This window comes from Blautia caecimuris, from assembly GCF_024622975.1.
Lineage (GTDB): Bacteria > Bacillota > Clostridia > Lachnospirales > Lachnospiraceae > Blautia_A > Blautia_A caecimuris.
In genome coordinates this window covers 98,191-121,848 of the sequence record NZ_JANJZT010000004.1, presented here as the reverse complement: position 1 = coordinate 121,848, position 23,658 = coordinate 98,191, and the positions used below count along the sequence as shown (strand labels likewise).

The 23,658-nt window shown below is 41.6% G+C and carries 25 protein-coding genes; 7 read left to right on the top strand and 18 right to left on the bottom strand.

Annotated elements, in window-relative coordinates; all coding sequences use genetic code 11:
* The first annotated feature begins 76 nt into the window (after positions 1 to 76).
* The 4 genes from NSA57_RS04330 to NSA57_RS04315 all read left to right on the top strand — a co-directional run bounded on the left by NSA57_RS04330 (position 77) and on the right by NSA57_RS04315 (position 4,216).
* Positions 77 to 1,348, top strand: a complete 1,272-nt coding sequence (locus tag NSA57_RS04330) for an ABC transporter substrate-binding protein (RefSeq protein ID WP_257464115.1) — start codon at positions 77 to 79, stop codon at positions 1,346 to 1,348.
* 113 nt (positions 1,349 to 1,461) lie between these two features.
* Entirely contained in the window at positions 1,462 to 2,370 is a 909-nt protein-coding gene (locus NSA57_RS04325; protein ID WP_022068867.1) for a carbohydrate ABC transporter permease, read from the top strand.
* A 12-nt stretch (positions 2,371 to 2,382) separates the two neighbouring features.
* Positions 2,383 to 3,285 (top strand): carbohydrate ABC transporter permease, encoded by a 903-nt coding sequence (locus NSA57_RS04320; RefSeq protein ID WP_257464114.1) that lies wholly within the window; start codon positions 2,383 to 2,385, stop codon positions 3,283 to 3,285.
* A 19-nt stretch (positions 3,286 to 3,304) separates the two neighbouring features.
* A complete protein-coding gene (locus tag NSA57_RS04315; protein ID WP_147598499.1) occupies positions 3,305 to 4,216 on the top strand; it encodes a dihydrodipicolinate synthase family protein in 912 nt (303 codons plus the stop codon).
* 152 nt (positions 4,217 to 4,368) lie between these two features.
* On the opposite strand, the gene NSA57_RS04310 is transcribed toward NSA57_RS04315, so the two are convergent.
* The 4 genes from NSA57_RS04310 to NSA57_RS04295 all read right to left on the bottom strand — a co-directional run bounded on the left by NSA57_RS04310 (position 4,369) and on the right by NSA57_RS04295 (position 7,261).
* On the bottom strand, positions 4,369 to 5,034 hold the full coding sequence (locus NSA57_RS04310) for a hypothetical protein (RefSeq protein ID WP_147598500.1): 666 nt from the start codon (positions 5,032 to 5,034) through the stop codon (positions 4,369 to 4,371).
* A gap of 24 nt (positions 5,035 to 5,058) precedes the next feature.
* Positions 5,059 to 5,502 (bottom strand): hypothetical protein, encoded by a 444-nt coding sequence (locus NSA57_RS04305; protein ID WP_147598501.1) that lies wholly within the window; start codon positions 5,500 to 5,502, stop codon positions 5,059 to 5,061.
* 89 nt (positions 5,503 to 5,591) lie between these two features.
* The gene (locus NSA57_RS04300; RefSeq protein WP_147598502.1) at positions 5,592 to 6,146 is read right to left on the bottom strand and encodes a TetR/AcrR family transcriptional regulator; all 555 of its coding nucleotides are present in this window, start codon (positions 6,144 to 6,146) and stop codon (positions 5,592 to 5,594) included.
* A gap of 107 nt (positions 6,147 to 6,253) precedes the next feature.
* Positions 6,254 to 7,261 carry a DUF5050 domain-containing protein gene (locus NSA57_RS04295; RefSeq protein WP_257464113.1) on the bottom strand — a complete coding sequence of 336 codons (1,008 nt, stop codon included), beginning with the start codon at positions 7,259 to 7,261 and terminating at the stop codon, positions 6,254 to 6,256.
* 601 nt (positions 7,262 to 7,862) lie between these two features.
* Between NSA57_RS04295 and NSA57_RS04290 the strand changes: the two genes are divergently transcribed.
* Complete coding sequence (locus NSA57_RS04290) at positions 7,863 to 8,399, top strand: nitroreductase family protein (RefSeq protein ID WP_147598504.1); 537 nt, start codon at positions 7,863 to 7,865, stop codon at positions 8,397 to 8,399.
* A 42-nt stretch (positions 8,400 to 8,441) separates the two neighbouring features.
* On the opposite strand, the gene NSA57_RS04285 is transcribed toward NSA57_RS04290, so the two are convergent.
* Complete coding sequence (locus NSA57_RS04285; protein ID WP_257464112.1) at positions 8,442 to 9,269, bottom strand: Cof-type HAD-IIB family hydrolase; 828 nt, start codon at positions 9,267 to 9,269, stop codon at positions 8,442 to 8,444.
* A gap of 138 nt (positions 9,270 to 9,407) precedes the next feature.
* Between NSA57_RS04285 and NSA57_RS04280 the strand changes: the two genes are divergently transcribed.
* Positions 9,408 to 9,686, top strand: coding sequence for a type II toxin-antitoxin system HicB family antitoxin (locus tag NSA57_RS04280; RefSeq protein WP_022068876.1), 279 nt, complete (start codon positions 9,408 to 9,410; stop codon positions 9,684 to 9,686).
* Positions 9,687 to 9,704: 18 nt separating this feature from the next.
* Here the strand turns inward: NSA57_RS04280 and NSA57_RS04275 are convergent, their stop codons facing one another.
* Both NSA57_RS04275 and NSA57_RS04270 read right to left on the bottom strand, forming a co-directional pair.
* Positions 9,705 to 10,358 (bottom strand): dihydroxyacetone kinase family protein, encoded by a 654-nt coding sequence (locus NSA57_RS04275; RefSeq protein WP_147598506.1) that lies wholly within the window; start codon positions 10,356 to 10,358, stop codon positions 9,705 to 9,707.
* Between the two features lie 23 nt (positions 10,359 to 10,381).
* Positions 10,382 to 11,374 carry a dihydroxyacetone kinase subunit DhaK gene (locus NSA57_RS04270; RefSeq protein WP_147598507.1) on the bottom strand — a complete coding sequence of 331 codons (993 nt, stop codon included), beginning with the start codon at positions 11,372 to 11,374 and terminating at the stop codon, positions 10,382 to 10,384.
* A gap of 330 nt (positions 11,375 to 11,704) precedes the next feature.
* Between NSA57_RS04270 and NSA57_RS04265 the strand changes: the two genes are divergently transcribed.
* Entirely contained in the window at positions 11,705 to 12,457 is a 753-nt protein-coding gene (locus NSA57_RS04265; RefSeq protein ID WP_147598508.1) for a DeoR/GlpR family DNA-binding transcription regulator, read from the top strand.
* Positions 12,458 to 12,491: 34 nt separating this feature from the next.
* On the opposite strand, the gene mtnA is transcribed toward NSA57_RS04265, so the two are convergent.
* The 11 genes from mtnA to NSA57_RS04210 all read right to left on the bottom strand — a co-directional run bounded on the left by mtnA (position 12,492) and on the right by NSA57_RS04210 (position 23,480).
* Complete coding sequence (gene mtnA, locus NSA57_RS04260) at positions 12,492 to 13,604, bottom strand: S-methyl-5-thioribose-1-phosphate isomerase (RefSeq protein ID WP_147598509.1); 1,113 nt, start codon at positions 13,602 to 13,604, stop codon at positions 12,492 to 12,494.
* Positions 13,605 to 13,642: 38 nt separating this feature from the next.
* Positions 13,643 to 14,857, bottom strand: coding sequence for an S-methyl-5-thioribose kinase (gene mtnK, locus NSA57_RS04255; RefSeq protein WP_147598510.1), 1,215 nt, complete (start codon positions 14,855 to 14,857; stop codon positions 13,643 to 13,645).
* Positions 14,858 to 14,884: 27 nt separating this feature from the next.
* Positions 14,885 to 15,895: an ABC transporter permease gene (locus tag NSA57_RS04250; protein ID WP_257464111.1), complete on the bottom strand. Its 1,011-nt coding sequence runs from the start codon at positions 15,893 to 15,895 to the stop codon at positions 14,885 to 14,887.
* Positions 15,896 to 15,933: 38 nt separating this feature from the next.
* Positions 15,934 to 17,460 (bottom strand): sugar ABC transporter ATP-binding protein, encoded by a 1,527-nt coding sequence (locus NSA57_RS04245; protein ID WP_147598511.1) that lies wholly within the window; start codon positions 17,458 to 17,460, stop codon positions 15,934 to 15,936.
* 142 nt (positions 17,461 to 17,602) lie between these two features.
* Positions 17,603 to 18,784, bottom strand: coding sequence for a substrate-binding domain-containing protein (locus tag NSA57_RS04240; RefSeq protein WP_173751930.1), 1,182 nt, complete (start codon positions 18,782 to 18,784; stop codon positions 17,603 to 17,605).
* Between the two features lie 336 nt (positions 18,785 to 19,120).
* The gene (locus NSA57_RS04235; RefSeq protein WP_147598513.1) at positions 19,121 to 19,558 is read right to left on the bottom strand and encodes an RbsD/FucU family protein; all 438 of its coding nucleotides are present in this window, start codon (positions 19,556 to 19,558) and stop codon (positions 19,121 to 19,123) included.
* Between the two features lie 152 nt (positions 19,559 to 19,710).
* Positions 19,711 to 20,181 (bottom strand): acyl-CoA thioesterase, encoded by a 471-nt coding sequence (locus NSA57_RS04230; RefSeq protein WP_147598514.1) that lies wholly within the window; start codon positions 20,179 to 20,181, stop codon positions 19,711 to 19,713.
* A gap of 25 nt (positions 20,182 to 20,206) precedes the next feature.
* Positions 20,207 to 20,608 carry an SMU1112c/YaeR family gloxylase I-like metalloprotein gene (gene gloA2, locus NSA57_RS04225; RefSeq protein WP_257464110.1) on the bottom strand — a complete coding sequence of 134 codons (402 nt, stop codon included), beginning with the start codon at positions 20,606 to 20,608 and terminating at the stop codon, positions 20,207 to 20,209.
* A 20-nt stretch (positions 20,609 to 20,628) separates the two neighbouring features.
* On the bottom strand, positions 20,629 to 21,261 hold the full coding sequence (locus tag NSA57_RS04220) for an endonuclease III domain-containing protein (protein ID WP_138270103.1): 633 nt from the start codon (positions 21,259 to 21,261) through the stop codon (positions 20,629 to 20,631).
* Positions 21,262 to 21,472: 211 nt separating this feature from the next.
* Complete coding sequence (gene upp / locus NSA57_RS04215; protein WP_147598516.1) at positions 21,473 to 22,102, bottom strand: uracil phosphoribosyltransferase; 630 nt, start codon at positions 22,100 to 22,102, stop codon at positions 21,473 to 21,475.
* 205 nt (positions 22,103 to 22,307) lie between these two features.
* A complete protein-coding gene (locus NSA57_RS04210) occupies positions 22,308 to 23,480 on the bottom strand; it encodes a CDP-alcohol phosphatidyltransferase family protein (protein ID WP_257464109.1) in 1,173 nt (390 codons plus the stop codon).
* Positions 23,481 to 23,658 lie beyond the last annotated feature (178 nt).

Sequence of the window (23,658 nt, the reverse complement as noted above, 5' to 3'; positions counted from 1 at the left end):
CGACTTATATTTTTATTATCAATTTATTAATGATTACCAAGACAGGTAGTCATCCAAATAAGAAGGAGGGTACAATATGACGTATCGAAAAATCTTGGCGCTTTCATTGGCATGCACATTGGCATTCCCTGTAACTGCATTTGCTGCTAAGGATGAAAAAGCTGACAAAGCGACTGACATTACCTTATGGACCTACCCAATCGGAAGCTGGGGCGATGCCGCAACAGTAGACAGTCTGATCGCCAGCTTTAATGAGGCGCATCCTGAGATCAACGTGACAGTAGAGTATCTGGACTACACAAACGGAGATGACCAGATCAACACTGCAATTGAAGGCGGACAGGCACCGGATATTGTTCTGGAAGGACCGGAACGTCTGGTTGCAAACTGGGGTGCAAAAGGATTAATGGTAGACCTTGCTGATCTCTGGACTGATGAAGCCAAAGAAGCTATTTATCCGTCTGTTGAAGCTGCATGCAAAAGCAATGACGGCATATATTATGAGTATCCTCTCTGTATGACTGCTCATACCATGGCAATCAATAAAGACGTTTTTGAAGCTGCAGACGCTATGCAGTATATTGACGAAGAAACCCGCACCTGGACTACAGAGGACTTCAAAAAAGCAGTTCAGGCAGTTTATGACTCCGGCCAGGAAAACGTAGGCGCAGTTTACTGTGCAGGTCAGGGCGGCGACCAGGGAACCCGCGCACTGGTAAACAACCTTTACGGCGGTACCTTTACCAATCCGGAGCACACCGAATACACAGCAAACAGCGAAGAAAACATTAAAGCTCTTGAGCTTCTTTCCGGTATGGACGGAATCAACTTCGACGCTTCTCTCCAGGGCGCAGATGAGATCAACCTTTTCTGCAACGGAACACTTGCAATGGCATTCTGCTGGAACGTAGCTCAGGAAAAGAACAATCTTGAAAACATCGCATTTGATGTTCTTCCAATGGCATTCCCTACAGAAAGCGGCGAGCCTCAGCTCTGCGGCGGTATCTGGGGATTCGGTATCTTTGATAACGGTGATGAGGCCAAGATCGAAGCTTCCAAAACCTTTATCGACTTTATGGCAAACGATGAAAAACAGGTAGTAGAAAGTGTCAAAGCTTCCAGCTACTGGCCGGTAAAAGATATCGGAAACATTTACGAAGACGATGAACTGATGACTGAATATTCTACTTTCGTTGATTACATGGGCGATTATTACCAGGTAGTAGGCGGATGGGCAGAGGCCCGTACCGCATGGTGGAACATGCTTCAGCAGATTGGTTCCGGCACAGATGTTAAGACAGCAGTTGAAGAATTTACTACAACCGCAAATGCAGCAGTAGCTCAGTAATATAACCGAAACTGCAACTGCATATTTGCAAAATGAGAACTCGGGCGCCCTTCCTGCGTTTGCGCGGGAGGGGCGTTTTGTCTCTGTAGGAGTAATAGAAAGGGGGATTTCTCTTGGCAGCAAGTAAGAAAAAAAACGGAGTAAGCAGTAAAGCGCTTACCCGTAGAGAAACCATCGCAGGATATGCGTTTATGCTTCCAAGTCTTGTATTTTTTCTGGGATTTGTCATCTATCCGATGTTCCAGTGTATTATAACCAGCTTCTTTGATTCTACCATGAACCGTGAGGATATCTTTGTAGGCCTTGCCAATTACAAGGAACTGTTTACGGATCCTGTTTTCCTGGGCGCATTAAAAAATACATTTATTATTGTGATTGTATCCGTACCTGTAACCTGTATCTTTTCCCTGTGGGTAGGCTCAGTGCTGAACAATATGACAGGCCCGCTGTGCTCCCTGTTCCGCTGCGTATTCTATCTTCCGGTTGTTACCGGTTCTGTAGCTGTTACTGTTGTGTGGAAATGGATGTTCAATAATTATTACGGTATTTTCAATTATCTCGGCAAATCCACCGGTCTTCTTGAAAAAAATATCAACTGGCTGGGTGATGAAAAATATGCTCTTGGCTGTATCATTCTTATTTTGATCACCACTTCTGTAGGACAGCCTATCGTACTTTATGTATCTGCTCTGAATAATGTGGATCAGTCTCTTGTAGAAGCGGCACAGGTAGACGGCGCAAATCATCTTCAGGTATTCTGGAAGATCAAATGGGCTCAGATCAAACCCACTACTCTTTACATACTGGTTATCACTACCATTAACAGCTTCCAGTGCTTTGCCCTGATCCAGCTTCTTACCAGCGGCGGACCAAACCACAGCACAGACACGATCATGTATTACATTTATCACACTGCATTTAAGCTGTACCGCTACGGATACGGAAACGCAATGGGCGTTGTTCTTGCCATTATTATTGCGGTTCTCTCTGCAATACAGTTTAAAGTAACCAGTGAAAAGTAAGGAGGGGAAGCTATGAAAACAAAATTTACAAAGACAAAATTATATAAAATCCTGGCTTACCTGACTATCATTATTCTGGCTATCGGATTTACATTCCCGCTTTACTGGATCATTACCGGCTCCTTTAAAACGCCCCAGGCGATCAATGCCACAACACCACAGTGGTTTCCGCAGGAATGGACTCTGGCAAACTACGAAAAGCTTTTCAGCAGACAGGTAGCCCCATTATGGGAAATCCACGTTCCATTTACGGATATTGTATTTGCAGGACCTGAAGTTCCGGCTGCAATCCGCTGGATGGGAAATACTATCTTTATGGCAGTAGTTGCCATGCTGCTGACCTGTATCACGGCAGCTATGGCCGGCTATGCCCTGGCAAAAAAACGCTTTGTGGGACGTACCATTATCTTTACACTGATCGTATGCGCAATGGCGCTTCCGAAACAGGTTATCCTGATTCCGCTGATCCGCGAAATGTCGTCGCTGAATCTGTATAATACACTGTGGGCAACGATCTTCCCTATTGTGGGCTGGCCCTTTGGCGTATTCCTGATCAAGCAGTTCGCTGAAGGCATTCCGGGAGAGATGATGGAGGCGGCCCGTATCGACGGCGCAAGTGAATGGAGAACCTTTGCAGACGTGGCTCTTCCAATGATCAAACCAGGTATCGGAGCTCTTGCGATCTTTACCTTTATTAATTCCTGGAACGATTACTTTATGCAGTTGATCATGCTGAGCAGCACCAGCAATCTTACCATTTCCCTTGGTATTGCCAAACTGCAGGCAGAAAACTCTACGGACTTCGGTCTGATCATGGCCGGCGCAGCTCTGGCCGCAATTCCGATCATTGTTGTATTCCTGGCATTCCAGAAATACTTTACAAAAGGAATTACCATGGGCGCTGTAAAAGGCTGATATAAAAAAGGAGGACAATATGAGAGACTTAGAAAAATACAGAGGAATTATTCCGGCATTTTATGCCTGCTACGAGGATGACGGAAGTGTCAGCGCAGAAAGAACACAGGCTCTTACCCAACACCTGATCGACAAAAATGTAAAAGGCGTTTATGTATGCGGTTCCTCCGGAGAGTGTATCTATCAGAGCAAAGAGGAACGCAAGCTCATTCTGGAAAATGTGATGAAGATTGCAAAAGGCAAAATTACCGTAATCGCCCATGTAGCCTGCAACAATACGGCAGACAGCCAGGAGCTTGCAGCTCACGCAGAAAGCCTTGGAGTTGATGCCATCGCTTCTATCCCGCCTATTTATTTCCATCTTCCGGATCATGCGATCGCGCAGTACTGGAATGATATCAGCAGCGCAGCTCCAAATACAGACTTTATTATTTACAATATCCCGCAGCTTGCAGGTGTGGCGCTGAGCATCCCGCTTTATAAAGAAATGCTGAAAAATCCAAATGTGATCGGTGTAAAAAATTCTTCTATGCCGGTACAGGATATTCAGATGTTCAAGGATGTAAAAGGAGACGACTCTGTTGTATTCAACGGTCCGGATGAACAGTTCATTTCCGGACGTCTCATCGGAGCAGACGGCGGGATCGGCGGTACCTATGCCGTTATGCCTGAGCTGTTCCTTGCAGCAGACGAGGCTTTAAAAGCCGGCAATATTGCACGGGCCAAAGAGATCCAGTATAAAATTGACCGCATCATCTATGCAATGTGCTCCTGTCACGGCAACCTGTATGCAGTCATGAAGGAAATCCTTAAAATGAACGGGCTGAATATCGGAGGCGTACGCAAACCGCTGGCGTCCATCATTCCTGAAGACATGCCGCAGATTGAAAAGTGCAGAGAAATGATAAGCACTGCAATCGCCCAGTTATAAAAACATTTAATCCCTGCAAAAACACCGTATACCGGGCATATTTTTACCTGGTATACGGTGTTTTTTCTGACAGCCTCTGCGGTCTGACGCTGTTTACTCTTATATTGGCAGTCATCCCCCGGCTGGCCGGCTTCTCAGTACTGCATATCATCTTATCTGGCTGTTTTTCTCATGGCCTGATATCCGATCATTACTGTCCATACATAAGCGCAGGTTTTAGGAATCATCAGCATTCCAACTGCCGGTACGGTATCTGCCCACAGAACGACAGGAATATAAAATCCAAAGCTCAGCACAATGGTAAGCCACATCCAGCGGAAATCTCTGTCCTTGTGCTCTTTCGCACTTCTGTAAAACAAAACGATCACGATCAGTCCCAGAATGGCAAACGGAATGTTTCTGTAGATTCCCCAGGACAGCGGCGCATCAGCTCTTGTCCAAGCATTCTGCGGAAACAGGCAGAGAATAATACGAAGAGCTGCCATCAGATATACAGCTATTGTAATTTCTTTTTTTCCTTCGATCTTATAGCGGTTTCTCCATACATAATAGAGAAGAATATAAAACACTGTCATTGTAATCGAGGTAATAAATTTACCAATGCCAAGAGCCGCTGTATAATTTTCCAGCCCTGTTGTACATAATGCATATGCCCGGGGAACCAGATGAAAAGCATCTCCGCACCCCAGAGTGACTGCCATAATTCCAAACAGACGATACTGCCTGTCCCCTTTGCTTTGTCTGATCATTTTGATTCCTACGGTAATAACCAGAACAAGATAAACCACATCAAATAAAGTTTCGCCAAAAGCCTGCATAATATTTGTCTCCTTTTCTATAATTTAACAGCATCTCTGTGCTGTTTTTTTCTGTAAGCTGATCTCTCTGAAATAATTTCTGCCAAAAAGAATCCCTGCCAGCAAAAGTGATGCGCCAAGTCCAGAATAAAATACTGCAATGAATATCTCCGGTCCAAGGCCGGACTCTCTGATATAGATTCCTCCTGCCATCATAACCGCCATGATCACAAAAGATTTCACATCAAAGAATTTCAGGAAAAACTGCTTTTCTTCCTTGTATGTCCGTATTCTCTGTGTATGCTTTTTTACCAGCTTTCCAAAAATAAAATACTGAAAAACAGAAAACACCGCAACAGAAAGAATGATGTTTCCCACTGTAACGTATGCAGGATATGCCAACAGTCCTATACGGAGAATGTTGATTCCTGCAATTCCCCATACCAGACATGCGATCATAAGTAAGCTGTTCTTTTTTACTTTGAGCATTTATCTGCCTCCTTTCTGAACATTGTTCATTTTGTTCCCAAATAAGGTGCAGAAAAGTCTGCTTCTGCAATCTGTTCTGCACACAGTTATCAGTAAATCAGTCTTCTGACCATTTCCAGAATAGAACTACTGTCATATTTTTTCTGCAGCATGTTGGCAAGAATCAGAGAAAATACAAGCTCTGCCAGCGTTTCTCTGGTAAAACTCTCATCAAAGGCATCCTTACGGATCTTTTTGTCCTGAGCCATCACCATACAAAAGCCCCTGCGCATATGTTCCCAGGACTGCGCCATTAACTGCTGCCCTCCTGTCTTTTCTCCTGCCTCAAAGCCTACGGAGTGCAGAGCAAAAAATCCAGGATATTTCTGTTCTCCTTTTTCCAGACTGTCAAATACCCACTGAATACATTCGGTAAAGCTGTCAAAGGCATTCTCATCTGAGAAGTGAAAAATGTCACACCAGATACTTTCTACCGCAGCTGCCATCAAATCTGCTTTTGAATTAAAATAATTGTAAATAGAACCTACTGAAACGCCACATGCTCCGGCAACGCTTCTGATATTCAATGCAGACCATCCCTTTTCCCGGATCAGCTGTCTGCTGGCTTCAAGAATTGCGGTCCTGGAGGTAACAACTGTATTCATTATATACGTCTCCTGTTTCCCTGATCATACATTTAAAACTGTTTCCAATATGAACATTGTTCATTATAATATTATGTTCTCTTTTTGTCAAGATTTATTTTTCAGGATTACGGCTCCTTTGCCGCATTAACTGCATTTGAATTATACCATTGTCCGATCAGTCTTTTTTCTCCGGTCTGTGTATCCAGCTCCCACAGTTCTGTATTGTCCGGCATTAGTTCCGGACGGAACCGCATAAGACAGATTTTATCCCCCAGCTCATAGAAGCCGCCGCCCATATACAGGTGAAATTCTCCCAGGTCATAGCTGGTTTCCTCACCTGTACGTAAATCTTTTCGATACAGCGTTGTATACCCATTGCTTTCCTGTTTGTAATAAAGTCCGGTTCCGCTGACAATGCTTTTTGCCTGCTGATTTCTCAGCAGTATCTCTGTCTCACCGGTCTCAACATCAAAGGAACAGGTTGTATATAAAGAATCCTCCCCCTGTACCATATAATAAAGCTTATGATCCAAAGCCCCCAGCCGAAGGCCGTTTACCCCTGACATTGACCTGATATTTTTATATCCGGGCTCCGAGCAATACCATATCCCGTCTTCCAGAGATGTGGAAAACCAGAAGTTTTCATTTCCCGCTCTGAATCTGTATGGCGGAGCCTCCTGATTTTCCCCTGTGTCCAGATTGATCCTGCGGCTTTTTTGCTCTCCCTTTTCATCTGAAGCAGTATAGTAGATAAATCCCTCATCAATGCACAGAAGCGAGGAAGGATGCGCATTTTCTGCCAGAACCTCCTGTCCGGAACCGTCCGGCTCCATCCGTATGATCTCAGCAGGTTCATTCTCTTCCCCGTTATTTTTTCTCCAGTAGACCTTTCCCTCATATACGGCAATGGCATCCATATAATTTCCTGACAGAGATGTATATCCCTCTGCATCTACATTATATACAGTATAAATATGACCATTACTTTCCCACATTCTTGACGAATACAGCATCTGATCCTGAGCCTGCTCCTGCACATTTTCTGATGCTTCTGCCATTGTGAAGCAGCTCATACTTCCTGCCAGACACAGGGCTGCCAGCCCCACCGCACATAACTTTTTCATTTTTTTCATCTTTTATCTCCATGAAAATCTCTGTAATCTGCGGACTATAAATAAGCAAATTTCCAATTTTGCACAATAACCACCGCAATATACGGGCATAAAAAATAAAAACAAATTCCCACGCTGTCAGATACTCTTTACAGTTCTCAGACAACGTGGGAATCTTTTTCTTTTTCATTCGCACCGAACAATTTTATTTTAGCAGCTTTTTACCTGTTTTCAAGGTGTGGCAGTATTTGTGGGTGGATTATTTTTCTTTATACTGCATTGGGTACTTATAACCCGTAACTTACAGAAATCAGCCTGCGTAAAATCTATTGGAAAAAATAGGACTCCGCCCCGGCCCGCACTGTTTCCCCCTTTTTAAATTTAATATACGGTTCTTCTTTATCTTTTTCAATATGAGGCACAAACTGTAGACAGAATTTTAGCTTATATACCTCAGCATTTGGCTTAAAATACCCCAAATCGAATTATACCATAGGCACAGATCTGTAAAACTTTATTACATAAGTCATATTCTCTTTGCCAAAACCTCGAAAGAATGTCATAATAATAACATCTGGTATCAATAAAATACTTCATTTATACACCCAAAGGAGGAACCTATATGGAATTTCAAAAATTAATTGAAAAAAGAAGAAGTGTCCGTAAATACAGTGCAGGGCATACCATTCCCAAAGAAGATATCCTGGAAATGATCCGGGCCGCCCAGGAAGCTCCATCCTGGAAAAACTCTCAGACAGGCCGTTACTACTGTCTTCTGTCCGAAGAAATGACCCAACAGTTCCGTACAGACTGCCTTCCTTCCGGCAATGCCCTGAAATCCGAAAATGCAGCCCTTATTGTCACAACTTTTGTGCACAACCGCTCCGGCTTCAAACAGGATGGAACGGCTGACAACGAACTTGAAAACGGCTGGGGCTGTTATGATCTTGGACTTCAGAACGCAAACCTTGTTCTCAAAGCAGAAGAACTGGGCTATGGCACACTGATCATTGGAATACGAGATGCACAGAAAATAAGAGAAGTCCTTTCTGTTCCAGAAGAAGAAACCATTGTTTCTGTAATTGCCGTAGGTATACCGGCTGAAGAGCCCAACCGTCCCAAACGTAAAGAAACAGAGGACATCGTGCGATTTTTTTAAGTTTTTATCTGGTTCATACTACAAAATGCGGAAATTTCCGCTTCATGCTTTCTGCAGAAACTGTCTGACAGCTTTTGCTACTCCGTCCTCTTCATTGGATGCTGTAACAAAAGCTGCAGCTTTTTTGCAGGCTTCTGTAGCATTCCCCACAGCAACTCCATATTTTACCGCTTCCAGCATACTGCAGTCATTATCTGCATCTCCAAAGGCTATTGCTTCATCCGGGGATATCCCCAGAAGTCTCATAAGATATAGAAGCGTATTTCCCTTTCCTGCGTTTTTATGTCCAATTTCCACCATATGAGGAACAGACGAGGTTATATATGCATCAGAAAGCGAGTCTCTTAACTGTTTTTCCAATGTGCATTTGCCTGCTCTGTCCCCACAGATAAATGCCATACTGTCCAGTTCCGTTCTGTGTTCCATGGCAAACGCTTTTATATCTTTTACCGGTATTCTTGTTTCCCTTACATACTTTGCCCCATATTCCGTGGCCCCGTATTTTTCCGGAAACCTCACATAAGATTCTTCCGAATAAGGGATTCCATCCACAAAAAGCTCTATGGCGGTATTTTCCGGTACCTGAATATCCAATGCTTCCTCAACCGTCTGTCCGTTCAGCAGACACTGATAAATCCTCTTATTCTTCAGGACAGAATAAATGGCGCCTCCATTGGATGTGATCACATACCGGATACCCGGATAATTCCGGATCTGTTCAGGTATTGCCCTGAAGGATCTCCCTGTAGCCGGTATCACATATATTCCCTTTTTTACAGCCATATCAAGAATCTGCACAGTTGTCTGTGACAGCTCTTTACTGTCTGTAAGCAGTGTTCCGTCTAAATCACTGGCAATCAACTTTATCACAGCTTTTACCTCCCGACTCTGATTATATAAAATATATCCCGGTTTTTCCATGCGGAAACAAATTTTTCTTTTCCATCGCTGCAAGAATATGTTACAATATCTTTCATAACAGTATGTAGCAAACAGTAGGAGGCATTTATGAAATTTATTTATCCTGCGGTATTCCGCAAAACGGAAAACGGAACCTATCACGGATTTTTCCCGGATCTGGAATGCTGCTATGCTGACGGTGACACCCTGGACGATGCCATTGACAACGCAAATGAAGCAGCTTATAACTGGATCTCTCTGGAGCTTTCTGAGGATGACTGTAATCTTCCATCTGTTTCTGATAAAGAGGATATGGAGCTTCAGGAGGGAGATATTGTACGGAATATTTCTGTAAATATCCGGTTTTACGAAGGCTGGGACGAATAATCGCCCCAGCCTTTTTGTTTACATCCCACATATATAATTATAAAGTCCCAAAATCTTATAATAACCTGCAACTGCACCTTGATCAGCAATGCCAGCGCATTGCGCTGCATGAACTGCTGCCTTTCCAAATACAGGAACCATACTCTTGGTTGATTCTGTTCCTTCTTTTGCTGCATTAAGTGCAACTGCCACAACTTCACTCAGAGAAGCCTCCGGATTCTTTTCTGTCAACTCTTTTGCTGCCTGAGCTGCTGGAAATACAGAATCATAAATTGTGCGCTGACCTGTCTGACACTTGCCCCTTTTTTGTATTCCGGCTGCAAATCCAACAAGATATGCTGCCAGTCCCATCCCATCTATTTCTGTCTTTCCCTTTAAATTTTTTCCGCCTTCCATAACACCACTGGACATCAGAAATCCCATTGTAGAAGGAACAAGACTTGACATCTTCATTCCCGCTTTCATAAGAAGTTTCCCTATATCTCCGCCAGCTCCATCCATTTCATTACGTATCAATTCTGGAAGAGAACTATATCCTTTACTCATGGTAAGGCCTAAATCCCCATCTCCCAGACGAGCATCCATATCGCATAATTCTTCTTTTTTCTCTACAAAAAGCTTACCTACAACGGCAAACAGATCAGGAATCTGATTAAATGCAATTATCTCCATATGAAACCTCCTCAAAACTATAATTATTTCTGGCAAATAAATGGTGTATTTACCGGATGATCCATATAACGTTTCAACTCACCATTCATTTTACATATAGAAATAGATGCGCCAGCCATTTCCATAGATGTTGCATACTCACCTACAATAGTTTTGTAAATTCCGATTCCCTTTGATTTCAGAATATCATTTACATCATGGCTAAGTATATATAATTCCTCAACAGAAGTTGCTCCAAGTCCATTAATCAAAACAGCTACTTCTTCCCCCTCTTCCACAGGCATATCACCAAGAAGCGTATTTAAAGACTCTTCGGCAATTTCCCGGGATGTTTTTAATGGACCATTCCATACACCTGGTTCCCCATGAATTCCCATTCCCATTGCCATTTCATTTTCCTTCAATTCAAAATTCGCATGACCTACTTCCGGAATAATGCACGGAGTAAGGGCAAATCCAACTGTACGTGTATTGTCTTTTGCCAATTGCGCTGCAGCAACTACTTCTTCAAGCGTTCCGCCTTCATCAGCTCTTGCCCCAGCTGCCTTGAACATAAAATAAATCCCAGCTACACCCCTGCGCGTATCTGGATCTGCATGTGAATTTACATCATCAGCCCCAACAATACTTTTACATTCAATATCATCCATATCACAAAGATCTGATGCCATATCAAATGTCATAATATCTCCAGTATAATTGCCATAAAGGAAAAGAACTCCTGATCCTGCATGAACTTCTTTTGCAATCTGATAAATCTGTTCGGGTGACGGAGACTGAAATACACCTCCTACCCCACAACCATCAATAAGTCCTTCTCCTACATAACCAAGAAACAACGGAAGATGTCCGGATCCTCCACCAGTAATAATAGCGACCTTTCCTTCTTTTTTGTGTGCAATGCAATAACTTCTAAGATCATCTTCTGCACATTTTACCTGATCGGGATGAGCAGCATAAATCCCTTTAAGCATATCATCTACATAGGTCTCCGGCGCATTAATAATTTTTTTCATATTCTACCTCCGTTTGTGCGTATTGGATAAATTAATTGTTTTTATCAAGTTTAACTAGTTATTTTTAACTATATTTTAATCATTTTTGTCTGCTTTGTCAATTATTTTGTCTGCTTTTGTTGTTTTATTTCCGTATTAATTGTACATTTTATTCATATTTTCTTTTTTATCCTGTTTATACCTAGAATTCCAGTTATCAGACTGTAACTTGCAAAAATATCTCCAATATTCAAACTTTTTTAATATACAGTTCTTGTATTTGCTTTTTCACTTAAACCATGATATCTTAAAAACAAAGATGCTTAAATATATGAAAGGAGTCATTTCGCTGTGTTAGCAATCACTCGTAAACAAGCCATCAAAAAACTGCTTCAGGAACAAAAAAGTGTCACTATTTCTGATCTGTCCGAACGCCTGAACGTTACTAAAGAAACAATTCGTCGTGATCTTCGTGCAATGGAAAAAGATCAGGAACTTATACGTACTCATGGAGGTGCCTATATACTGGAAGGTGTCCAAAATGATCTGGATGTTACAACCAGACAGGTATTGCGTATTACTGAAAAAGAAATTATTGCCCAAAAATGCGATGCTCTGATTCAGCCTAGTGATATTATCTTTCTTGATTCATCTACTACTTCCTGGTATATCGCACGAAAAATTGTCAATCGAAAATTAACTGTTGTTACAACCTCCCTTGAAATTGCCAATATTCTTTCACGTTCTTCCACTGTACATCTGTTTCTTACAGGAGGCGAGTTTTCCGCAAGAACCAAAGGATTCACCGGAAACGGCACTGTGCGTTCTCTTCAGCAATATTTTTTTGACAAAGCATTTGTTTCGTGCAGAAGTGTATGTATGGAATTTGGTGTTACAGATATTAATGAAGATTCCGCCATGCTTTATAAAATTGCACTTCAGCACGCCCACCAGAAATTTCTTGTAGTAGATCATACAAAGCTGGATAAGACTTCCTTTTCTGCAGTTATTCCCCTGGAAAAAATGGACGCTATTATCACTGACTGTGAATTTTCTTCAGAATGGAAAGAGTGGCTTACTAAAAATTCTGTACAGTATTATTAACAATAAAAGGGCGATCACTGTCGCCCTTTACCTTTTATTTTTTATCTACATATTTCTCTACTGGTTTGATTCCCATCGCTTCAAAAGATTCTTTGAATGGTGCGTAGGCAATTCCTTTCTCTGTAATGATTCCTGTAACCAGGCTATGATCTGTCACATCAAAAGCAGGATTCACCACCCCAACTCCTTCTGGAGCCATACGCTCTTCATACCACATTTCTGTAACTTCTTTACCTTTTCTCTGCTCAATATGAATCTCATCTCCAGATTCCAGTGTCATGTCAATCGTAGAGGACGGTGCGCACACATAAAACGGAATTCCATAATGTTTTGCAATAATTGCCACACCACTGGTTCCAATCTTATTTGCAAAATCACCATTTGCCGCCACGCGGTCACATCCCACAAATATAATACCTACTTTTCCCTCTTTCATTGTATACGAAGCCATATTATCGCACTGTACATAAGTATCAATTCCTGCTGCCTGCATTTCATACGCACTTAAACGGGCTCCCTGCAGCAGAGGTCTTGTCTCATCACAGTATACATGCATATCGTTCTTGGGATCCCATCCATGTTCCAGAGCGATATACATAGGAGCAAGTGCTGTACCATACTTTGCAGTTGCCAGAGTTCCGGCATTACAGTGTGTCATGATTCCTACACCTTTTCCAAGTTCATCCAGAAGCTTAAATCCATATTCTCCAATATTGCGACTGATCTGAATGTCTTCCTGACGAATCACATCTGCTTCTTCCATCAGGCGTATCTTCAGCTGCTCTATGCTCATCTGGTTAATTTCATTCAGCATAACATTATGCATCCGGTTTAAAGCCCAAGAAAGATTTACAGCTGTTGGACGTGAAGAATTAATATACTCCATCATCTCCGTACATTTTCTTATAAACTCGTGCTTATCTTCTGTTTCAATTTGATCTGCCAATACATAATAAGCATAACCGCCTGTCACACCGATAGCCGGAGCACCACGTACCCGAAGAGAATAAATTGCTTCCCAGATGTCTCCTGCTTTCTTAATACTTAAATATTTACACTGATTAGGAAGAAGTGTCTGATCAAGAATAACTATTTCTTTTTTATTCTCTGCCAGTCGTACTGTATCCAGATTTAAAGCGTTTTCCATAATCGTATTCTCCTTTCATAATTGCCGCACCCTATCTGTTATGCATCTATTGTAGCAATGGCGTCTTTTAATGTATTAAGGAAACATTTACCACATTTTTTAGTTTCTCTGTTTTTAATAAAATCAATCGCTGCCATAATACAAATTTTTTCTGCCCGCGCACGTTTTGCTTCGTCCTTAATGCTGGTAATATCCTTTACATTTGCCATACCCACAATACGACGAATCAATTCCAATCCAGTAACTGCGGATGTATCAGCCAAAACAGTATCCATATAATAATTCTTATATGCTTCATTTTTACACATAGTATCGGTTACATGTTCCTCATAATAAGCACGCAGTTTTTCCATTGTCAGATTCACAACATCTACAATAACTTCTTCCACCCATGTACAGAACTCTGAATTTCCATACACGTCTCCATTTGCCCATGCAAAAATCATATTTGCAATTACATTTCCAATATCATATCCCATAGGTCCATAGAAACAGAATTCAGGATCGAACACCATAGTACTGTCTTCATTAATAAAGATAGAACCTGTATGAAGATCTCCATGAATCAGCGATTGTGCCTTTGTCATAAAATCCATTTTCAATTTCGCCACTTCACAATGTAGCTCTTCATCATTATAAAGTTTTTCTTTCACAAAATCTGCTATTGGAGCAAACACATTATTTCTGTGTAATTCATCATTATATGGTTCTGTATAAACAAGGGCTTCTGAAATATCGCATAATTCCGGATTAATAAATTTCCTCTGTAAATCTTTCTTTTCCTGGTGGTCCATTACTACATCTGTAGTACCCATTAATACCTGCGCCATAAAGGTCGATATCTGATCTGCAAATTTCGGAAAAATTTTATGCTCCAGCATAGCAGTACGCATAATTTCATGATCACTTAAATCCTGCATGCCACAGGCACTCATAACTGTATCATAAAAATAAATTTCCGGTACATATCCAGGAGCAAGTTTTCCCTGAAGAACCAAGATCTCGGACTCAATACGATTTCGATCTGTATCCAGTTTCATATCTTCAGAAATACGCGCCACACCACCTGCCTGCTTAATAATAACGCTATGGCCTCTGTCATCTGTAACTTTAAAAACATAATTCAGGTTTCCATCTCCAATTTCTCTGCATGTCATACTTCCTGAATCCCATTCCATCTGCGGAACTTTTACTTTTGCATACTCAATGGCATCCTCTGTAGTCATTAAAAAATAAGTATCAAATTTAGACATATCAAAAAACCTCCATTTTATTTTTTATCAGTCTTCTTTTACTGTAATATAAGCTGCAACCAATGCCAGGCAAAGAACTGCACCCTTAACGGCCGGAAGCACATAATATACAACGCCACACATGGTCAGACCATTCTCAAGAACAGTAATTAAAAGCGCTCCCACAACTGTGCCAAGAGCATTTGGTCTTTCTGCTCCTCCTACAGATCGTCCAATAAATACTGCCGCAAGAGAACTCATCAGGTAACTGTCACATCCGTTAATCTGTGCTGCTGAATTACGTGAGCATACAACAATACCTGCCACTGCAATAAACAGAGCAGCGAACATACCTGCCATAAAACGATATTTCTTTACATTAATACCTGAAAGCTTTGCCGCTGTTTTATTTCCACCCATTGCATAAAGATAGCGTCCATGTTTTGTTCGTTCCAGAAGAACCCAGCAGATTACAACACACACGATCATAATAATTATTATGTATGGGGATTTTCCGATGTTCTGGGATCCCTCAGTCCATCCCCCACGCAGTGGACTTGTATCGCCGCCCCGAAGATTTGCTACCCATTTCGGTACGCCAAGACCTGCCGAAACGGCACTTCCACCTGTGAACGCTAATCCCAACCCCGCATGTACAAACTGAAGCGCACATGTTGCCAGCATATCCGGAATCTTGCAGACAAGAATCAGAAACATTGTTAATAAATAAGAAAACATTGTAAACAAAATTGTTACCACAACCGCAAGCCAGAGTGGAAGTCCAAACCACAGAAATGATGCTGCAAACACATATGCACTAAATGTTCCCAACGTTCCGGCTGACATATCAAATCCATCCGGAGCCATAGATACTGTTGCAGCAAGAGCAAAAATCGTAACAACGGACATTGCACGAAGAATGTTCAGAAGGTTTGCCACAGAAAAAAAAGCTGTTCCTTTCACAATTGTAAAAATCACAATTGCAACAACTAAAACAATCACCGCCGCCCAGCTCAACAGCATTTTTCCAATATTTTTCATTTTAGCATTTTGAACCATATTATTTTCCTCCCATAATGGATATGTTACTAAAGGCCTCAGCCTGTGTATACAGTCGTTGCTCCTGTTGCATAATGCATAATTTCATCCTCAGAAGTCTTCGCTGTTTCTAATTCTGCCGTAATGCGGCCATCAAACATTACATACATACGGTCTGTAATAGATAACAACTCTGAATTCTCACAGGTTGCATAAATAACACAGTTGCCTTCTTTTGCAATATTATTAATCAATGTGAAAATTTCCTGTTTTGCGCCTACATCCACACCCTTAGTCGGTTCATCAAAAATATAGACATCACAGTCTGCAGCAAGCCATTTTGCAACTGCCACTTTCTGTTGATTTCCACCAGACAGATATGCCACTTTCTGCTTGATCGACGGTGTTTTTATACTCAAACTTTTCACATATTCTTCTGCTTTCTTCGCTGCTTTGCGATCATTTACAAAAGAGAATGTACAATAATCATCCAGACTGGCTGCTGTTGTATTAAATGTCACTGTTTCTGCAACCAATACACCCTCTTTGCGTCTCTCCTCCGGAACAAGCGCTATCCTGTTTTTTACTGCATCTGAAGGTGTCTTAATATTCAGTTCTTTCCCGTTGAGTCTTATAATACCGTCAGACTTCTTATATACACCAAAAATGGTTTTGCAGAGTTCTGTTTTTCCTCCCCCTACCAGTCCGGCTAATCCAACAATCTCTCCTTTTCGCACATACATGGAAATATCCTGAACACGTCCCTCCCGTTCTGTAAGATGGTCAATTTCAAAAGCTTTTTCTCCTATCTCACAAACCTGTTTCGGGAAGTTTTCTTCAAATGAACGTCCCAGCATTTTATCTACAATCTCTTTTGAAGTTGTCTTGGGCGTAATGGGTGTCGTATCCACAATTTCGCCATTTCTCATAACTGTATAAGAATCGCATATCTGCAACACTTCATGAATACGATGCGTAATAAAAATAACTGCAAGATTTTCTGTTTTGCGAAGATGTCTGACTACCCTGAACAGTTCTTCTGTTTCTGTATCAGACAAGGGAGCTGTCGGTTCATCAAGAATCAAAAAATTACATGCACTCTGTACAGCACGTGCAATTAATACCATCTGTTTTTGTGCCAATGTCAACGTTCCACACATACGCCGTACATCAATATTTACATTTAAACGGGCAAGAGCCTCTTTTGCATCTTTGCGGATCTTTCCGTAATTTACAAACTGCTTATGTCCCATATTCATTACAAGGTCATTAAACATAACGTTTTCTGCAACAGTCAGTGTTGGAATCAGAGCCATATCAACTTCCTGATATACAATCTGGATTCCAAGTTTTTTAGCTGCCGCCGGATTTCTTAATTCTACAGGATTTCCATTGTATAGAACATCTCCTGTATATCCTGGATTTGAACCGGCAAGAACTTTCATCAATGTAGATTTACCTGCTCCATTTGCCCCCATCAGAGCATGAATTACTCCCGTTTCAATTTCAAAATCTACATTGGAAAGAGCTTTTACACCGGGAAATTCAATAGAGACATTTCTTGTTCCAAGTGTAATCTTATCCATAAATTCCCTCTTTTCCATTTAGTTTTTACACCCCTACTTCAAAATTCTTAAAATACAGGCGCCGGAACACAGCCCCGGCGCCTCACCTAATCCTAATGTTCTTTTATTCACATATGTATAAGAACAATTCCTTTAAGATAGATTAGTGACCAAGAAGATCAACCATCCAATCGCAAGTCGGCATCCAGGAGGTATCGGAATATTCTTCACCGGCAACTTCAGCCAGATTTTCAATATTGATTCCATCTTTTGATGTAACCATTTCCTGAGTAACAATTACAGACGGAATTTCCATCCAGTCGCCAGGATCTTCATAATAGCAGGATGCAGCATAAATATCCTCATACTGATCTGCCATTTCCAGTGCGAGAACACGGCATGCAAATTCCCCATTTGAACTCCAATTGGTAGTAGCACAGGCTTTCCAGTTTTTACCTTCCTGCATAAACTGAATATCTTCATTGCAGATATCTACTGATACCATTGGAATATCTGAATTTGCCTCAACCAGTGCCTGATATACTCCCTGCGCATATGCATCATAGCAGCACCAGATTCCATCAATTTCACCCTCCCCATACTTAGGTAAGGTTGCAGCTGTTACATCTCTCATAGAAGAGGTGGCGTTCTGATCATCAATTGGAGCAATTCTTTCAACTGTTTTAATTTTGCCTTCGTCCTCATATGGCTGGTATCCGATCTGGCGCCGGTCAAACGGGCTGTTATATCCTGCTCCCTGCTGAACCTGTAGTATATTTACCGGTTCTCCTGCTTCTACTTTTTCAGGGTACATATCCATAATACTTTCAACCAGACTGGAGGCAAATCCTGCATCCTGCTGGAAAAACTGTACTACGCCTGGAATTTTAGCAACTTCACCATTTGCATCTTTAAACGGAGTGTCAAAGGTAGCAATTTTCAGATCCGGATACTGTTCTAAAATTCCTGTCAGAAAATCATATGCATATTCCTGACCACCATGAGAAACCATCAGTCCATCATATCCGCCCTGTGCACACTGTTCAATAGTCTGTTTCCATGTGTCAGCACTGTCATTGCAGAAAAACGTATCAGCCTGCATTCCCAGCTTTTCAGCAGTCTCGGTGAAAGAATCAGACCACATCTGGAAAATTGTAGCTGGAGTCATATACATGATATATGCAATTTTCTTTCCTGCTACCGGAGATTCTGTTGTCTCTTTTGTCTCATCAGCAGATTCCTCTGTTTTTTCAGCTGCTGCATCCTTTTCACTGGCATAAGCAGTCGCAAATGGAACCGTAATCATAGATGCTGCCAGAACAAGAGCCATTATTTTTTTCTTCATTGTGTTACCCCCTTTTTTGTTTTTGGTGATTTTGCTATGTTTTTCCGTTTTCGATAGTTCGATTTTATCATATATTACCACAAATGTAAATATGTTACTGTTTGTTTTTGTCCGTTTTTTTCTTTTTGTTACTTTTCCACAGTTTCAACCCACATTTTTAGTAAAATATCACAGTTTTCCAGAATTATATATTCATTTTCACACATTTACGATATCAAATATCACGTATGCAAACATGATATATTCTTTTTTTCATAAGAAAAAAGCGGTATTCCATCCGAAATAACCGCTTTTACGCATTTTTTATGTTGTTTTATGTCCGTTTTTATTTGTTTTCTACAAGCATCCCTTTTGAAGAATAGTACAGGCATAAAATGCGGTCTCAGTCGTAGCTACAACTGCATATGCCTTTCTCGCCTTTTTATAAAATTCTTTTCTGGAAATCATTCCGCAAGCCTCAGCCCCTCGCTCATCATACTTTGCCACAATATCTTTAAATTCATCCCATACCGGACACTCAAGCTCCGCATGGCGCGGTTCTTTATCCATAATAAAAACAGGCTTTTCTACAAATTCATCTAAAGGCATCAACGAAAGAATAGCATCCATAAGATCTGTTGCTTTCAGACCATCACATCTTACAAGCGTTCCTTTTTTTGCCATAGAAGCGGCTGCAAAATTTGCATCGCCAATTACGATTGTATCTCCATGTCCCATTTCTGCAAGAACTTTTAACAGTTCCGGTGACAAAATCGGAGGAATATTTCTTAACATTGTTGTTTTCTCCTTTCTGTTTAAGTTTGTTTTTATCTGTTTCTGTATATTTATATCCAGAGTGTACTACTTATCTGGAAATTTTTCAACAAAAAACATTTATTCTATAAATTTTAGAACTTTCCTCCATATTTCATCTGTGGTTTTTTCCTCTAAAACCCTTCTTTCCGTCTTTGTTTTCTTAAATCATAACGCTTTTGTCCGCCTTCCCATTCTGCCTTTTGAGCTTCAGTTTCTACAATCAACCCGGGAACTTCAAGTTTGTTTCCTTCTTCATCTATTGATACCAGAACTTCATAAGCCCTGTTGATCATTCTGCGCATTCCATCCGGATCCTCTGCGTAAGTATCTATCCGTACTTCCATAGACGTTTTTCCCACATAAGTCACTCTTCCTACCAGTACCACCGTGTCTCCCAGATAAGCCCCGGCTTTGAAATTCAGATTGTCCACACAGGCTGTCGTTACAATACTTCCTGCATGACGGTGTGCCACAATTCCGGCCACCTCATCTATCCACTGCATCAGAATTCCACCAAAAAGTCTGCCGTAACAATTGATATGTTTTGGCATAATCAGATAGGTATTTTCTGTGCGAGAATCCTCTACGTGCTTTTTAATCATTATTTTTTCACCACTTTCTTCTCAATTATTCATGCAGCTCAAGCGGCAGTCCGTCCGGATCTTTGAAAAAGGTAAATTTCCCTCCCGAAAACTCGTCTACCCGGACAGGTTCTGTCTCAATTCCCTTTTCCCTGAGTTCTGCGGCTGTTTTTTCAATATCTGTAACTGTGAAGGCAAGATGTCTGAGCCCGTATGCCTCCGGGAAATTCGGTCTTGCCGGATGGAGCTGATGCTCATGATCTTTTTGTGCCGGAGCAAAAATCTCTAGCTCAACTCCATTTAGGATCAGATCCAGTTTATAATCGCCTCTGTCCTTCCGGAAATTTTCTCTCACAATACGAAATCCAAGCTTATCCACATAAAACTCTTTTGATTTCTGATAATCAGATACAAGCAACGCAATATGATGTACTGCCTTCAATGCCATATTCCTTTTCTCCTTCCGTGTCAGATATTTTTCTTGCAGATATCTTCCAGACAGCATTTATCACAATGGGGTTTCGTCCGGGCAGTACACACGTCTCTTCCATGATAAACAAGTCTGTGACAAAAATCACTGCCCTCCTCCGGAGGAATGATCTTCCATAAGGCCATTTCCACTTTTTTCGGCTCTTTGATATTGTCTACCAGTCCTATTCTGTTGGTCAGGCGGATGCAGTGCGTATCTGTTACAATGGCAGGCTTTCCAAATACATCTCCCATGATCAGATTTGCACTTTTTCTTCCCACCCCCGGAAGCTTCAGCAGTTCTTCGAAAGTTGTGGGAATATTATCCTCATACTGTTCATGGAGGATCCTCATACAGGCGCTGATATCTCTTGCCTTACTTTTTCCCAGTCCGCATGGCTTTACGATCGCTTCAATTTCCTCCGGCTCCGCTTTTGCCAGCGCTTCTACATCCGGATATTTTGCATAAAGATCTTCTACCACTACGTTTACTCTGGCATCTGTACACTGCGCTGCAAGGCGTACACTGACCAGAAGCTTCCATGCCTGATCATAATCCAGGGTGCATCCCGCATCGGGATATTCGTCTTTCAGTCTCTGAATTACTTCCAGAGCCCGCTGTTTTTTTGTCATAAATCAAGTTCCTTTCTGCCTGTTTTTATACTGTTTCTTCTGATATGTTTTTCTGATACCGTTATCCCTGATGTCTTTGTGCAAAACTATTTTCTTTTCGGCAAAAACAGGTATCAGGCTCTCTTTCTTTTTACACAGAAAAACGGATCGTGTCCCGGAAAACACGCTCTCCGAAAATACACCATCCGTTTTTGTTGTGCTTGTTCTGATTTTATTTTGTACCGAAAATCCGGTCTCCTGCATCTCCCAGACCCGGGCAGATATATGCGTTTTCGTTCAGCTCACGATCCACATGACCTACGTAGATCTGCACGTCAGGATGAGCCTTATGCAGGCGCTCCAGACCTTCCGGAGCTGCGATAATAAACATACATTTGATATTCTTTCCGCCATGCTCTTTGATAAAATCTACTGCAGCCACAGCAGAACCGCCGGTTGCAAGCATGGGATCTGTTACCACGATCAGTCTTTGATCAATGGGATCCGGCAATTTGCAGTAATATTCATGAGGTTCGTGTGTCTCCGGATCTCTGTACAATCCAATATGTCCGATCTTTGCAGACGGTACCAGAGTTGTGATTCCATTAACCATTCCAAGGCCGGCGCGAAGCACAGGCACAACTGCAAGCTTTTTACCTGCGATCATCGGTGTCATACATGTTTCCAGAGGAGTTTCCACTTCCACATCCTCCAGGGGAAGATCTCTCAGCGCCTCAAATCCCATAAGAACCGCAATCTCCTCGATCAGCTTACGAAACTCATTTGTTCCAGTGCTTTTGTCACGGAGCAGAGAAATTTTGTGCTGAATCAGCGGATGCTCCATAATATATACGTTTTCCATGTTGAACCTCCATTAAATTTTATACTGAAAACTTCAGAATTCTTCGGTTTTCACAGCCTTAATACGGCGTTCCGTATGATTCTGAACTATATTATATCCTATTTTCTCTGAAAGTTCTACATGAATCTACACCAATCTTCTTTTTTTAAAAAAGGTGCAGCCTGATAAAAGCTGCACCCTTATATCTACCCGATTATTTTATTTTTTATCCGATCCTGCCCGGAACTTTTTCTCCAACAGAGTGTCGGAATTTTTCCTCTGCAACGCGGATCTCTTCTATGTTCATTACAAAGGCTGCCATCATACAGATTCCGCAGGCACCGATCAGAATACCGGCTGTTGATGCCGGAATTCGAGGTCCTGCCAAAAGAATCAGCGCCACTATGTAGAACACTGCCTTCGTCATGGTATCATACCAGGGAGATTGAGCCTCTTTATCTGCATACAAAATCACTCTCCAGCCAAGGACTGCTGTATAACTTTCTTTAATAAAGAATAATACCAGAAGCATCTTTGCCAGTGAATACTTCGGAATCAGACAGGAAAGGATCACAAACTGACAGACCCGGTCTGCCAGAAGCTCCAGAAGTCTTCCTATATCGCTTACCTGTTCCGGTCTCCGGGCAAGCTTCCCGGCCAGTATATCCACAGCTATAATTGCCAGAAGCATCACTGCAAGCAGAGCTTTTTCTCCCATCAGTCTGTACCGCTCAATCAGGGCCATAAATACAAGAGCAAGGGCAAGTCTGCCGACGGTCAGCAGGTTAGACGCTGTACAGATCTGTTTTCTGGTAAGCATCCTCTCAAACTTATGCATATTTTCCGGAATGATCCTGTAAAATATCTGATAACAGATCACATTGAGGATCAGAGCGGTAACTACATCTTCCACACTGTGCTGCTTTAAAAACATAGTGGAAAGAACGATTGATACAGTCAGCACAATATTTCCGGCTGTAAAGATTTTGTTCTGTCTGCATTTTTTGTTATTCAGAAGAGCCACACAACAGGCAACTGCATTAAATACATGAATACTCGGAAAAATATTTGTGGGGGTATCTGTCTGGTACAAAAGCTGCACAGCCTGAATAAAAGGACCCTCTCCTGTCAGTTCAGGTCTGAGATTCTGGCCATTGGGATACACAAAGGAGATAATAAGAAACAGAGTCATTCCCACACCCAGGGTCGCCATATACTGATAATACTCTTTTTTGCCCGGACTTCCCAATGCAAAATACATCACGCTTCCGAGAACTACAAGAAACCACAGCACATAGGGAATAATAAAGTATTCACAAAACGGAATCAGATCATCCACAAAAGAATGAATCAGATGGGTTTCTGTACTGATTTTTTCCACAAGCATAAAAGAAATCATATAAAAAATCCCATATGCCGGGATGATCCATATATGTTTTGACTTCCTCAGATAATCCAAATTATCACCCTTTCCCGCCAGGCGGTCCACCGCCTCAAAACCATTTTCAGCGTATATTCTTCTGTAGATAATAGTATAACGTATTATCTTATTTAATCAATGCCAAAATTGCTGAAAT